The organism is Granulicella aggregans (genome assembly GCF_014203275.1).
In the GTDB taxonomy this organism is placed as follows: domain Bacteria; phylum Acidobacteriota; class Terriglobia; order Terriglobales; family Acidobacteriaceae; genus Edaphobacter.
In genome coordinates this window covers 821,042-833,925 of record NZ_JACHIP010000002.1, presented here as the reverse complement: position 1 = coordinate 833,925, position 12,884 = coordinate 821,042, and the positions used below count along the sequence as shown (strand labels likewise).

Below are 12,884 nucleotides of genomic sequence, written 5' to 3'. Positions count from 1 at the left end.
GACCCGCCATGCTGCCCGCACACCCACAACTGTTCGGACCTTTTCTCCCGCGACCTTCGCCGGGTGCCCCACATCTTGCTTCTGAGATGTGGGATTTCCTCCACGGAACCGCTATCCCGCGACCACTGCCGCCGCCGCCAGAATCGCATCCGCGATCGCCGCCGACTCCACCGCTGCCCGCACATCATGCACCCGCAGAATATGCGCGCCCGCCAGCACGCTCGCAACATTCGCCGCCGTTGTAGCGTTCACCCGTTCGCTCAACGGGGCGGGTTCTCCGTCGTACAGATGCTTCAACGAAGCCCCGAGAAATCCCTTCCGCGAAGTCCCGCTCAACACCGGCAGCCCAAGCTGGCGCAGCTCCTCCAATCCCGCCAGCAGCGAGTAGTTCTCGTCGCACTTCTTGCCAAAGCCGAATCCCGGATCAACCACGATCCTGTCGTTCGCCACGCCCGCCATTTGCGCAGCTAAGATCGACTCCCCCAGCCCGGTCAGCACCATCGGCACAACGTCATCCTTAGCAATCGCAGGCAGTGAAGCCCATTGCTGCGACCTCCCTCGCGTGTGCATCAACACCACGCCGCAGCCCATCTCGCCGCAGATCTGCGCCATCGCGGAGTCCCACGTAAATCCACTCACATCGTTCACAATCTCAGCGCCAGCGGCGACCGCTCGCCGAGCCGTCGCCGCGTGAAATGTGTCGATTGAGATCACCGCGTCCGTCCGCTCCATCAGAATCGCCTCGATCACCGGCAGCACCCGCGCCTGCTCCTCATCCGCAGAAATCGGCACCGCATTCGGCCGCGTCGACTCGCCGCCAACATCAAGAATGTGCGCCCCCTCGTCCAGCATCTCCAACGCCCGCTCCATCGCCGCCTCTACCACAACAAACCGCCCGCCATCCGAGAACGAATCAGGCGTGACATTCAGAATCCCCATGATCTTCGTCTCAACACCTAGCGCAATCGAGAGCGTACGAAGCTGCCATTCAAAACGAGTACGAGGAGTCAGCGGCATCCATCAATTCTAGTTGTCAGCAGCCAGTTGTCCGGTAGACACAAATCCGCGTGCCTCATCCATGCAGTCTCACCGCATGGGTGGGACATCCGAGCGAATGCGCGAACCGTACTCTTCGCCCGGCCCTCGAATGCTAGACTTCGCCCATGCCCCCGGCATCCCTCCGCGCCCTCATCCTCGCGCTCTCCCTCTCCGCCATCCAAGCGCCCGCGCAGGACCTCCCGACCACCATCGCCACCCTCACGTCCGGCCCCGCTGTGGCCCGCGCCAACTGGGGCATCATGGTCACCACGCTCGACGGCGCCCCGCTGTACGCATTGAACGAGAAGAAGCTCTTCCAGCCCGCCAGCAACGCCAAGCTCTTCACCACAGCCACCGCCCTCGCTTTGCTAAATCACGACACCTTCGAGACCCGCATCGTCGGCAAAGGCCACTTCACCGGCGCCGAATCTCTGGTAGGTAACCTGGTCATCATCGGCGACGGCGACGCTAACCTCTCCGGCCGACCGATCCCCTACGTTACGCCCCCACGCGAGAAGCCAACGCTCGCCCCGGCCCTTCGTTATCTCGAAGGGATGGCCGACACCGTCGCCAAATCCGGCCTCAAGACCATCAACGGCGACATCGTCGGCGACGATACCCTCTTCCCCTGGGAACCCTATCCCATCGACTGGTCCGTCGACGATCTCGTCTGGGGGTACGGCGCTCCCGTCTCCGCCCTCACCATCACCGACAACCAGTTCAAAGCCACCGTCACTCCAGCCGCACTTCCCGGCACCCCGCCCACCGTCACCCTCGACCCCGCCGTCCCTTACTACACCCTCGACACCTCAAACCTGACAACTGGCCGTGCAAAATCTCCCAGCCACATCGAGTTCGAACGCGCCCTCGGCTCAAAGCTCCTCCGTATATACGGCTCGATAGCCGTCGACTCGCCGGCTGATGTTGAAGAGATCGCCATTGCCGATCCCGCCGAGTACGCCGCCGTCGCCCTCAAAGCCATGCTCGAAGCCCGCAGCATCTCCGTCACCGGCACTGCCCGCGCCGAGCACCGCCTTCCTGCCGCAACTGGCAGCTTCCAGCAAGTCGCTCACGAACCCGTAAAAGGGCTGGATATCTCCGGTCTCACAGGTCATGGGCGAGGCTCTGGTCTAACAAGTTACGCTTGCGATCACTGCGATCCCAAGACTCTTCCCGAGGACAGACTCATTGCCTCCCACACCTCCGTCTCAGTCGAAGAAGACATCACTGTCACCAACAAAGTCAGCCAGAATCTCCACGCCGAACTCCTCCTTCACCAACTCGGCGCAGCCGTCGTCAACGACGGCTCAACCGCCCAGGGAGCCCGAGTCATCCGCGCCTTCGCCGTTCAAGCCGGCGTCGACCCCAACGACTTCATCTTCTACGACGGCTCCGGCATGAGCGGCCACGACCTCGTCACCCCCCGCGCCATCGCCAGGCTCCTGCAGTTCGCCACCAAACAACCCTGGTTCGCTGACTACAAAGCCTCCTTGCCCATCGGCGGCGTAGATGGCTCGCTCGAACACCGCTTCACCACTGCTCCACTCAAAGGCCACGTCTTCGCGAAGACCGGCACACTCGGCGAAGCACGCGCCTTATCTGGCTATCTCGATTGCGCCAGCGGCCGCACCGTCATCTTCTCCATCCTCGTCGGCAACCACGACCCCACCACCTCCTCCGACCGCGACGTGATGGACAAAATTGTTGCCACCATCGCCGCCGCCGAATAATCCCCGGTCCTCTCGATGCCTCCTTTGCGTTATTGGCCGCCGCCTGCCCAGCAGGTACGCTAGCCCGATATGGGGACCGGAAAGGAGCGCTATCAATACACGGGTCAGCTACGCTACCTGTCGATCCATCCGGGATTCGATCCGGAGATCGAGCGGCCCTTTCCGGTCACAGTCATCGCCCACTTCCAGTTCGTTAAGGCGGCTTTCCTCCTGGGAGTAGCAGCCCTGCTTCAGTTCGTTCCCGATGCCATCCATTCCATGCCGCTCCTCCCATTCCTTCTCTACGTTGCAGCCCACGGCCGCGACACGCACGGATTCCTCCTGCCCATAGCCGGCCTTTTCGTCGGCTTCGTCGGCTTCGGCCTCTGGCGTCTGAAGCCTTGGGCGCGGCGCAGCCTCATCGTCAGCACCGGCTTCATGCTGGTTATCTGGGGTCATCGCTTCTTCGCCGATCGAATGGACGGCGTCGTCACCCTCAAAACGCCGCATGAACAGCAGACTGTTGCCATGGTCCTCTTCCTCGATGCCGTCGTTTTCCTCTACATGGTGGCCTACGACGACATTCCCCGCGCCTTCGGCAAAAGGAAATAGTTCTCGCTACGCGCGGGGCGGTCACTTCGTGACGTGTATTGGGCTTCGGTTGGTGCTCGCGCTGTTTGCAAGCTGACCAACGGAGGGGCCGTGCGAAGCGATAAAAAGGCGTGTGAGCGCTCACCCCGGGCGTACCGGGCCCGTCCGGTAGGACATCTGTCTGCGAAAATAGAAGTCGTGAGCAAACTCTCCTCTTTGATATTGCTGGCCGCCGCGTCGATCGCAGTCGCCGGCTGCAAGACGCTACCTCCGCCCATGCCACTTTCGCAGCTCGACCCCCAGCAGGCGCACGGCCACGATCTCTTTCAATCCCGCTGCGCCGCCTGCCACTACGACCGCAAGGACGGCTCTCTCCACGGGCCGTCCATGCTCGGTGTCTTCAAGAAGCCGTCTCTGCCCAGCGGAGCTGCCGCTACCGACGAGCGCGTCACCGCGACGATCATGCACGGCCGCGGCCTGATGCCGGCTCTCGGCAACACCCTTGACCAGCAGGACGCCGACGGCATCCTCGCCTACCTCCACACCTTGTAACCCGGTATCCGAAAGATTGAAATGGCAGACGAAGTAAAGCGCGCTTCCACCAAAGGCCAGATGCTTCCCGGCCTCGCAGGTATCTGCATGTTCCTCATCTTCCTCACCATGGTCAACGTCTACGCCGGTCTGCAGGGTTTCTACGGCGGCGGTCCCACGCGCTACGCGATCCTCACGCTTTGCACGATCCTTGCCGCAGGAATCTTCGGCCTGCTGCGGCTCAGAAAATGGGGCTGGGCCATCGTCTGCGCCGGCTGCCTGCTGCTTAGTGCAGGCGACTTCTTCCTCTTCACGAAGTTCCACCAGACTTTTTTCCTCGTCCGCGGCATCTTCGTCCTCGTCTTCTTCCTCTACCTGGTACGCCCCGAGACCCGCGAGCGCCTGCTATGAGCATCACCACGCCGGGCAGCGGTGCCATCTGGCGTCTTCGCGTCCTACGCCGCCTGCACTGGTGGCCGCCGCTGCTCGGCGCGGGTGTCAAGGTCACCCGTATGGACCCCGACTTCCGCGCCATCGACGTCGAGATGCGCCTCACCTGGCGCAACCGCAATGTGATGGGAGCGCACTTCGGCGGCTCACTCTACGCCATGACCGATCCTTTCTACATGCTCATGCTGATGGAAAATCTGGGTCCGAAGTACATAGTCTGGGATAAGGCCGCCGTCATCCGGTACAAGCGCCCCGGCATCGGCACCGTCCGCGCCGAATTCCGCCTGACCCAAGCCCAGATCGACGAGGTTCGCGCCGCGCTCGAATCTGAGGAGCGTTATGAGCCGGTCTTCCTCATCGAAGTCAAGGATGATGCTGGCAAAGTCGTCTCCGAGGTGGATAAGACCATTTACATCGCCAAACGCTCCGTCCACGAAGCCCGCCGCCGATAAAGGGGGCGGGTAAGGTCCAACTTCCCCGGGCCTCTGGCTCTGCTTGTCATTCCCGGAGGGAATCTGCTTTTTGCGCAGCACATCATTCAAACTAGGACGATACTGCGACGAGATATGCCTAGCGATACTATGGAAGGCAACTTCCAAAGGCAGGGGCATGCGTAAACAGGTGCTGATCTTCGGGTTGGTGGGCGGCGTCCTCGTCGCACTCCTTCAGTGGATTGAGTTCCACTTTCTCGTCCTCGAGCACTCGGTAGCGATCTACGGGGTCCTCATCGCAATCCTCTTTGCCGGTGCCGGCATCTGGCTCGGGACCAAACTCCTCGCTCCCCGGGAACGGATCGTAGACCGCATCGTCGAGATCACTACTCCGGCCCCTCCGGCTCCCAGCGCCACCCCCGAAGACAACATCCGCGAGCGCCTCGGCATCACCCGCCGCGAACTCGAGATCCTCGAGCACGTCGCCCGCGGCCTCAGCAACCGCGAGATCGGCGAAGCCCTCTTCGTCAGCGAGAACACCGTCAAGACGCACTGCAGCCGCGTCTTCGACAAACTCGGCGCCCGCCGCCGTACCGAGGCGGTCCAGCGCAGCAAGGAACTCGGCCTGCTCGCATAAAACATCACCCTCCGGCATGAATCCGCGGATTTCGGCAAAATCATGCGAAAGTATGACGCGCGGCGACCCGAATATCCTGCAAGGTGACGACATCGCGCCGCTCAATCACCTCGCGAACAGGAGAATCATTATGAAGAGAAATGTTTGGAAGTACGGTCTGCTCAGCGGTCTAGCCCTGGCCATCCCCATGGGGTTCGCCGTGCCCCTCGAGCATCAAATCGGCGCTCGCTGGAGCATGGTCTTCGGCTACACCATCATGGTGCTCAGCTTTCTGATCATCTTCGTCGGCGTCAAACACTACCGCGACACTGAGTGCGGCGGCGTCATCAGTTTTGGCCGCGCACTCGCCGCCGGGACGCTGATGATGCTGATCTCCTGCGCCTGCTACGTCGCCATGTGGGAGGGCCTGGTAGCCACTGTCGAAAAGCACTTCGCTCATGACTACGCCGTCAGCATGGTGAAACACGCCCAAAGTTCTGGCCTCCAGGGCCCCGCTCTCGACTCAAAGATCGCCGCAGCCCATGACTTCGAAGTCATGTACTCGAACCCGATCTACCGCATGGCCATGACCCTGCTCGAGCCGTTGCCGGTCGATCTCGTAATGGCCCTGGTTACCGCTGGCATCCTTCGGCGCAAGCCCGAAGACGGAGTGTCAGCTGCCGCCAGTCCCGAAGCTCTGGCGAACTAGCTACAATAGATACATGACGCCGCCGTCCGCCGAGGCCACCTCCGACCTCATCCAGATCGATCTCAGCCCGCGCAAGCCCGCCAAGAAGCCCGAGTGGCTCAAGGCTAAGGCCCCGATGGGCGAGACCTTCCACAATCTGAAGAAGATGGCGCGCGAGCTCAACCTGCACACCGTCTGCGAGAGCGCCCAGTGCCCCAACATCGGCGAGTGCTGGAACCAGAAGTCGGCCACCTTCATGATGCTCGGCAATCTCTGCACCCGGCGCTGCGGCTTCTGTGCCGTCCCCAAGGGCAAGCCCGAGCCCATCGACTTCGACGAACCGCGTCGCGTAGCCTACGCCGTCGCCCAGCTTGGCCTCGCCCACGCCGTCATCACCAGCGTCAACCGCGACGACGATAACCTCGGCGCAGCGCAGGCTTTTGTCTCAGTAATTCAGGAAATCCGCCTCCAAGCCCCCGGCTGCCGCGTCGAAGTCCTCACTCCGGACTTTCAGGGCAACGATGAAGCCCTCCGTCTCGTCGTCGCCGCCCGCCCCGAGATCCTGAACCACAACATCGAGACAGTTCCACGCCTCTACCGCGTCGCCAAATCCGGCGGCCGGTACCCGCGCTCGCTAGCCTTCCTTGCGAATGCGAAAGCCATCGCCACCGAGACTGGCGAAAACATCGTGACCAAAACCGGCATCATCGTCGGCATGGGCGAAGAGATGCACGAACTCCTCGCCGTCTTCCGCGACCTAGCCGACCGCAAGGTCGACATCCTCACCATCGGCCAGTATCTTCGCCCGAGCCGCGACCACCTGCCGATGACCCGCTACTACACGCCCGACGAGTTCGCCTTCCTCAAGCACGAAGCTATGGCGATGGGCTTCAAACACGTAGAAAGCGGCCCCTTGGTCCGCTCCAGCTATCACGCGCAGGAACAGGCGGAGTCAACGGGGCTGGCGTAGTCCCATGCCTCCATTCTCCGAAGTCCGGCGCATCGAAGCCGCCATCAAGAACAAGAACGCGAAGGAGCTCGAGTGGTCGCTCTGGTACTGCCGCATGCGCCAGACCGTCCCCTCGGCTCGCCCCGCCGACATCCGCTACTGGAGCGGCGTCGAGGCCCAGGTGGAGGCGGCGCTTGCTCCTCCGCCTGCCGAAAAATCCTACCCCACAAAGAAAAAGAAAGCTGATCGCGGCCTAGGCTCGAACCTCCCATCCGACAACTCCTAGCCCCGCGACTATCCAATGCACCCCGGGATCGTCGTAAACTGATAGGCGGTAGAACGGCATCGTACAAGTTCGCGCAACCAGCGAAGGGATCGGAAGAATATGGCATCGGCAATGGCAGCAATCGAAGCTCTCAAGGGCACACATCAGGAACTCAAGTCGCGCATGGAAAAGTCCGTCGACGACTTCCGCGCGCATCTCCTCTCTGCGCGCACCGGTCGGGCAAACGTCCACATGCTCGACCAGATCAAGGTCGACTACTACGGCACAGACACGCCGGTCGCGCAGATGGGCCAGATCAGCACCCCCGAGCCGACCATGATCCTCGTCCAGCCCTACGACCTGGCCATGGTCTCGGCCATCGAGAAGGCCATCCGCACATCCAGCGTCGGCCTCAATCCCATGACCGACGGCAAGGTCATCCGCGTCCCCGTTCCTCCCATGACGGAGGAGCGCCGCAAGGACGTCGTCAAGCAACTCCAGAAGACGCTCGAAGACCACAAGACCGCAATCCGCAACATCCGCCGCGACGGCAACGAACAGATCAAGAAGGCGGCCAAGGACAAGCTCATCTCTGCCGACGACGAGAAGCGCGCTAACGACGAAGTCCAGCAACTTACCGATCAGGAGATTCGGCGTATTGAAGATCTCTGCAAGGCCAAAGAAAAAGAGATCATGACTGTCTGATCTGACCGAAACCCTGCTCCAAACGAAGAGAGCGGGCCGCAATGGCCCGCTCCTCCACGTTTGACGATAAAGCGAATAGCCCTACGTCGTATGCGCCACGACGATCTTCCACCCCGCCTCAGTCTTCTCGAACACCATCGAAAAGATGCTCTCCGCATTCCCGCCGTTCTTCTTCGACCGCTCAATCTTGTACTTCCCAATGCACACCGCAACCTTCTCGTCGATCGGGTGCACCTCAAGCTCCGAGAACGAAAGCTGCCCCATCGTCTCCTTGTTTGGATAATTGCGGTGATAGTCCGCCTTCATCCCCTCAAACCCTCGCTGGATCAGGTTGTTGATGAACAGCGTGTCGGGCGAGTCCTTATAGCCTTCGGCGAACCCATCGATGTCGCCACGGTTCCACGCCGCCTCCTGTTTCAGAAGCACCTTGATCACATCCAGCTCCTGCTGGCTGGCGGTCTTCAATTGACCCTGCGAGAGCACCAGCGATGGTGACATCACGGTAAAGGCAAGAAGGGAAGCGAGAGCTAGCTTGCGAAGACAGCAATACAGCATGGCGGAACCTCAATGAAATCAAGTCTGTTGATGCTTCTCGGTATGTACATCGATACAGTGTTCGATCGGATCGATCTTTGAAGTCGGTAAAACCCATACCACCATCACCAGCGCGACGATGCCCAGAGCAATGCGCGGATATGGAAAGCTGCACAGCGCCGCGACGATATAAAGCCCCAGCGAGATCCAGTGCTTCCGCTCGGCCTCCGCATCCTCCTGCTCCAGCCTGCCAGTCTCCCGCAGATACCGCCCAATCGTGAGCCGCAGCCACATGAAGCTCGCTCCGGTCATGATCATCAGCAGCACATAAAGCAGCACCGAGAAAGAGTCCATCTTCTTATCCAGAAGGTAGCCGGTGAAGAAGGGCAGCAGCGACAGCCAGAAGAGGAAGAACAGGTTCGCGTAGAGAGTCCGCTCATCAGCCTGGTCGGTCCGGTGAACGAGGTGGTGATGGTTGATCCAGTAGACGCCGGTGAAGCTGAACGAGAGCGCATAGATCGCCAACGTCGGCAGCAGGGTAGCGAATCCGGCGAATCCATCGTGCACCGGCACCTTCAACTCCAGCACCATGATGGTGATGATGACGGCGATCACTCCGTCGGAGAAGGCTTCGAGTCGGGCCGGGGTGGCGTGCTTTTTTGACATGGTGTCTACGTGGAGAGCTTGGCAGGTAGCATACATGGCCTACCCCGGAGATGGTACGCAAGATCGCAGTAGAATTTACCGCATGGAGAAAATCCCCGCAGAACTCGCGAACGGTGCCGCAGGTGGAGCGACGCGCGTAGTACATGCGGTCTGCTCGCACGACTGCCCGGACTCCTGCGGCGTCCTCATCACCGTCGACAATCTCAGCGGCAAGGCCACCAAGATCCAGGGCGACCCCGCCCATCCCGTCACCCGCGGCTTCCTCTGCGGCAAGGTGGCGAAGTACCTCGACCGCGTCTACTCCCCGGATCGCCTTCTCTATCCCATGCGCCGCAAGCCCGGCATCGCCAAGGGGCCGCTCGCGCAGGGCAGGGAGCTCGATGCCTTCGAGCGCATCTCCTGGGACGACGCCCTCGACACCATCGCCACCCGTCTCCAATCGATCTCCGACGAGTTCGGCCCGGAGAGCATCCTCCCCTACAGCTACGCAGGAACCATCGGCCAGCTAGGCTACGGGTCGATGGACCGCCGCTTCTTCCATCGCCTCGGAGCCTCGCAACTCGACCGCACCATCTGCGCCTCGGCAGGCGGAGCCGCGCTGCTCTCGGTCTACGGCGTCAAGCTCGCTCCCCCGCCAGAGGACTTCGCCCGCGCCGGCCTCATCATCGCCTGGGGCGCGAACATCCACGGCAACAACATCCACCTCTGGCCCTTCATCGAAGAAGCCCGCCGAAACGGCGCAAAGCTCGTCGTCATCGACCCCTACCGCACCCGCACCGCCGCTCTCGCCGACCAGCACCTTGCCATCAACCCCGGCACCGACGCCCTTCTCGCTCTCTCGCTCATGCACGTCATCCTGCGCGACAGCCTCGAAAACTCCGCCTATATCGCCGCCACCACCCACGGCTTCGCCGAGCTTCGCGCCCACGCTTTGAAGCCCGAGCACGCTCCCGAATCCGCCGCGCGAATCACTGGCATCGATGCCGAGACCATCACCGGCCTCGCCCACGCCTACGCCACCACGCAGCGTCTCACAGGCAAGCCCGCGGTTATCCGCCTCAACTACGGCATTCAGCGCAGCGAGAACGGCGGTACAGCCGCCCGCGCTGTAGCCATGCTCCCCTTGCTCACCGGTGCCTGGAAACATCGCGGCGGCGGCGTTCAGCTCTCCGTCTCCGGCTCCTTCCCCTTCAACAATGATGACCTCCAGGGCCCTGACCTCATGCTCTCCAGCCCTCTCGGTCGCCCCGCCCGCGTGGTTAACATGTCGGAACTCGGCCACGCCCTCACCACGCTCGGCGAACACGAAGAAGACGGCCCGCCGGTGAAGGCGCTCTTCGTCTACAACTCCAACGCCGCCGCCGTCGCTCCCAATCAGAACGCTGTCCTTCGCGGCATGAAGCGCGACGATCTCTTCACCGTCGTTCACGAACAGTTCTTCACCGACACCGCCGACTACGCGGACATCCTTCTCCCCGCGCCCACCTTCTTCGAGACGAAAGACGTGCAGGGAGCCTACGGCCATCTTTTCGTACAGGTCTCCAATCAGGCCATCGCCCCGCTCGGCGAAGTCCGCAACAACGTCGCCGTCTTCAGCGAGCTTGCACGCCGCATGGGCTTTACCGAGGCCTGCTTCTCGGACTCCGTCGACGACCTCATCGACCAGACCCTTGCCCCCCAGCCGCACGACCCCCGCGCGCCATGGTTCGCCGGCATCGATCGGGCCCGCCTCGAACGCGAAGGCCATGTCCCTCTGCAATTTCCCGTCGACGCCAACGGCGATACGCTCCCCTTCAGCGACGCGAGCTGGTTCCGAACCCCCAGCGGCAAGGGCGAACTCGTCCCCGTCCCCGTCTTCCGCGCACCACAGGAATCCCGCGCCAACGCCTCCGACTATCCGCTCGAATTCCTTCCGCGCAAGGCCGACAACTTCATGAACTCCACCTTCGCCAACCACCCCACCCACCAGCGCATGGAGTCCCGCACCGCCGGCATCCTCGAGATGCACGCGACCGATGCTGCTCCGCGTGGAGTCGTCAACGGCGACGAGGTCGATATCTTCAACGGCCGCGGCCGCATCCGCCTCCTCGCCCACATCGGTGACAAGGTCGGCGCAGGTGTAGTCGCCGCCCGCCTCGACTGGGCCAAGCTTGGCAACGACCTCTCAGGCTCCGGCGCAAACGTCAACGCCCTCACCTCGGAGACTCTTACCGACATCGGTGGCGGCGCTACCTTCTACTCCACTCTGGTTGAAGTCCGAAAGGCTCCAGCTCATGCTTGATACGCCCGTACTTCAGCTTGAGGCGATGCTGCCCACGCTCGCCGAAATTCATCAGGCAGCGGAGCTCGTCTACCACTTCATGCCTCCCACGCCGCAGTACCACTGGCCGCAGATCGACCAGCGCGCCGGCGCCGAAGTGTGGATCAAGCACGAGAACCACAACCCCGTCGGCGCGTTTAAGCTCCGAGGCGGAATCGTCTATATGGACTGGCTTCGCCGCGAGCACCCCGAGGTCACAACAGTGATCTCCGCCACCCGTGGCAACCACGGTCAGTCCATCGCCTTCGCCGCCGCCCGCGCCGGTCTGCGTTCGGTCATCGTCGTTCCCCACGGCAATAGCGTCGAGAAGAACCGCGCCATGTGCTGCCTTGGCGCGGAGCTTATCGAACACGGCGACGACTTTCAGGCTGCTGTCGAGCACGTCAAATACCTCGCAGCGGAGAACGGCTGGCACCGCGTCCCCAGCTACGACATCCGCCTGGTCGCCGGCGTTGCCACCTGGGCGCTCGAATTCTTCGTGGCCGCTCCCCCGCTTGAAGTCCTCTACGTTCCCATCGGCATGGGCACCGGGATAGCCGGCGCGGTCGCAGCCCGCGATGCCCTCGGCCTGTCCACCGAAATCGTCGGCGTCACGTCAACCCTTGCGCCAGCGACAGCGCTCTCCTTCGCCGCCCGCCATGTCGTCGAGTACCCCGCCACAACCAAAATCGCCGATGGAGTCGCCTGCCGCACGCCCGACCCCGCTGCCCTCGCGGTCTTCCTAAAAGGCGTCTCCCGCATCGTCGAGGTCGCCGACGAAGAGGTTGCCGAGGCCATGCGCATCTACTTCTCCCACACCCATAACGTGGCCGAAGGTGCTGGCGCAGCCGGGCTGGCCGCCCTGCTCAAGGATCGCGCCGTAGGCAACACCCTCGGCGGCAGCCGTCTCGGCACAGCCCTTTGCGGGGGCAACGTAGACAGCAACGTCTTCGCCGCCGTGCTCGCGGGCGCGGAGATCAGGTGACGGAACAACGACCGAAGTTCTCCTTCGCCGTACATATCTATCTTTGGGGATTCTTTGCCCTCTTATGCCTGTCACCGCTTGGCGTATTGATCGAGCTGAACGACCGGGTATCGGTTCCGACAAGTTGGTGGGTCGCCTCGCTGTCGTGGCCAGTCATATTGGCCGCGTTGTTCTCCTACTCGATGCGCCGTTGCTCCAGCGGGTCAATGACTTACACCGACGGGCTGCTCTGGATTACCCGCTCGATGATGACGGGCTGGTCCACGATCTCCTTTGTCGTCGTGCCCCCGGCCCTCTTCACGGCGTTCCTCGGCTCTGTCGCCATCGCTGCATCGGGCGACCTTCAACGCCGACCCCACTACGCAAGGACAAAATGGGCGAGTCTCGTCACCTACTTTTATCGTCAACGGATGCGGCGCTAGCTGCT

Annotated in this window: 16 protein-coding genes; 13 read left to right on the top strand and 3 right to left on the bottom strand. The window is 62.3% G+C overall.

Annotated elements, in window-relative coordinates:
• Positions 1 to 111: 111 nt before the first annotated feature.
• Entirely contained in the window at positions 112 to 1,017 is a 906-nt protein-coding gene (gene folP / locus HDF16_RS08845; protein WP_246408903.1) for a dihydropteroate synthase, read from the bottom strand.
• 146 nt (positions 1,018 to 1,163) lie between these two features.
• On the opposite strand from folP, the gene dacB reads away from it, so the two are divergent.
• The 10 genes from dacB (at position 1,164) to frr (ending at position 7,973) form a co-directional block, all read left to right on the top strand.
• Positions 1,164 to 2,768: a D-alanyl-D-alanine carboxypeptidase/D-alanyl-D-alanine endopeptidase gene (dacB, locus tag HDF16_RS08840; protein ID WP_184215610.1), complete on the top strand. Its 1,605-nt coding sequence runs from the start codon at positions 1,164 to 1,166 to the stop codon at positions 2,766 to 2,768.
• Positions 2,769 to 2,837: 69 nt separating this feature from the next.
• Positions 2,838 to 3,359 (top strand): hypothetical protein, encoded by a 522-nt coding sequence (locus HDF16_RS08835; protein WP_184215608.1) that lies wholly within the window; start codon positions 2,838 to 2,840, stop codon positions 3,357 to 3,359.
• 177 nt (positions 3,360 to 3,536) lie between these two features.
• On the top strand, positions 3,537 to 3,890 hold the full coding sequence (locus HDF16_RS08830) for a c-type cytochrome (RefSeq protein ID WP_348641277.1): 354 nt from the start codon (positions 3,537 to 3,539) through the stop codon (positions 3,888 to 3,890).
• 21 nt (positions 3,891 to 3,911) lie between these two features.
• Positions 3,912 to 4,280: a hypothetical protein gene (locus tag HDF16_RS08825; protein WP_184215606.1), complete on the top strand. Its 369-nt coding sequence runs from the start codon at positions 3,912 to 3,914 to the stop codon at positions 4,278 to 4,280.
• Positions 4,277 to 4,771 carry a DUF4442 domain-containing protein gene (locus tag HDF16_RS08820; protein ID WP_184215604.1) on the top strand — a complete coding sequence of 165 codons (495 nt, stop codon included), beginning with the start codon at positions 4,277 to 4,279 and terminating at the stop codon, positions 4,769 to 4,771. Before HDF16_RS08825 ends, HDF16_RS08820 begins: the two co-directional genes overlap by 4 nt.
• Before the next feature lie 157 nt (positions 4,772 to 4,928).
• Positions 4,929 to 5,387 carry a helix-turn-helix transcriptional regulator gene (locus tag HDF16_RS08815; RefSeq protein ID WP_184215602.1) on the top strand — a complete coding sequence of 153 codons (459 nt, stop codon included), beginning with the start codon at positions 4,929 to 4,931 and terminating at the stop codon, positions 5,385 to 5,387.
• 130 nt (positions 5,388 to 5,517) lie between these two features.
• Positions 5,518 to 6,075 carry a DUF4199 domain-containing protein gene (locus HDF16_RS08810; RefSeq protein ID WP_184215600.1) on the top strand — a complete coding sequence of 186 codons (558 nt, stop codon included), beginning with the start codon at positions 5,518 to 5,520 and terminating at the stop codon, positions 6,073 to 6,075.
• Between the two features lie 13 nt (positions 6,076 to 6,088).
• Complete coding sequence (gene lipA, locus HDF16_RS08805) at positions 6,089 to 7,024, top strand: lipoyl synthase (RefSeq protein ID WP_184215598.1); 936 nt, start codon at positions 6,089 to 6,091, stop codon at positions 7,022 to 7,024.
• A 4-nt stretch (positions 7,025 to 7,028) separates the two neighbouring features.
• Positions 7,029 to 7,289: a hypothetical protein gene (locus HDF16_RS08800; protein WP_184215596.1), complete on the top strand. Its 261-nt coding sequence runs from the start codon at positions 7,029 to 7,031 to the stop codon at positions 7,287 to 7,289.
• Positions 7,290 to 7,400: 111 nt separating this feature from the next.
• Positions 7,401 to 7,973: a ribosome recycling factor gene (gene frr / locus HDF16_RS08795; RefSeq protein WP_246408901.1), complete on the top strand. Its 573-nt coding sequence runs from the start codon at positions 7,401 to 7,403 to the stop codon at positions 7,971 to 7,973.
• A gap of 81 nt (positions 7,974 to 8,054) precedes the next feature.
• Here the strand turns inward: frr and HDF16_RS08790 are convergent, their stop codons facing one another.
• Both HDF16_RS08790 and HDF16_RS08785 read right to left on the bottom strand, forming a co-directional pair.
• A complete protein-coding gene (locus tag HDF16_RS08790; protein ID WP_184215592.1) occupies positions 8,055 to 8,528 on the bottom strand; it encodes a YybH family protein in 474 nt (157 codons plus the stop codon).
• Positions 8,529 to 8,546: 18 nt separating this feature from the next.
• Positions 8,547 to 9,173: a TMEM175 family protein gene (locus HDF16_RS08785; RefSeq protein ID WP_184215590.1), complete on the bottom strand. Its 627-nt coding sequence runs from the start codon at positions 9,171 to 9,173 to the stop codon at positions 8,547 to 8,549.
• A gap of 82 nt (positions 9,174 to 9,255) precedes the next feature.
• Here HDF16_RS08785 and HDF16_RS08780 point away from each other — a divergent pair, with 82 nt between their 5' ends.
• Genes HDF16_RS08780 through HDF16_RS08770 form a run of 3 tightly spaced genes read left to right on the top strand, consistent with a single transcriptional unit; the run spans position 9,256 to position 12,879 of the window.
• Positions 9,256 to 11,454, top strand: a complete 2,199-nt coding sequence (locus HDF16_RS08780; protein WP_184215588.1) for a molybdopterin-containing oxidoreductase family protein — start codon at positions 9,256 to 9,258, stop codon at positions 11,452 to 11,454.
• Positions 11,447 to 12,457, top strand: coding sequence for a threonine dehydratase (locus tag HDF16_RS08775; RefSeq protein WP_221312608.1), 1,011 nt, complete (start codon positions 11,447 to 11,449; stop codon positions 12,455 to 12,457). The genes HDF16_RS08780 and HDF16_RS08775 overlap by 8 nt, the downstream gene beginning before the upstream one ends.
• Positions 12,454 to 12,879, top strand: a complete 426-nt coding sequence (locus HDF16_RS08770; RefSeq protein ID WP_184215586.1) for a hypothetical protein — start codon at positions 12,454 to 12,456, stop codon at positions 12,877 to 12,879. Before HDF16_RS08775 ends, HDF16_RS08770 begins: the two co-directional genes overlap by 4 nt.
• Positions 12,880 to 12,884 lie beyond the last annotated feature (5 nt).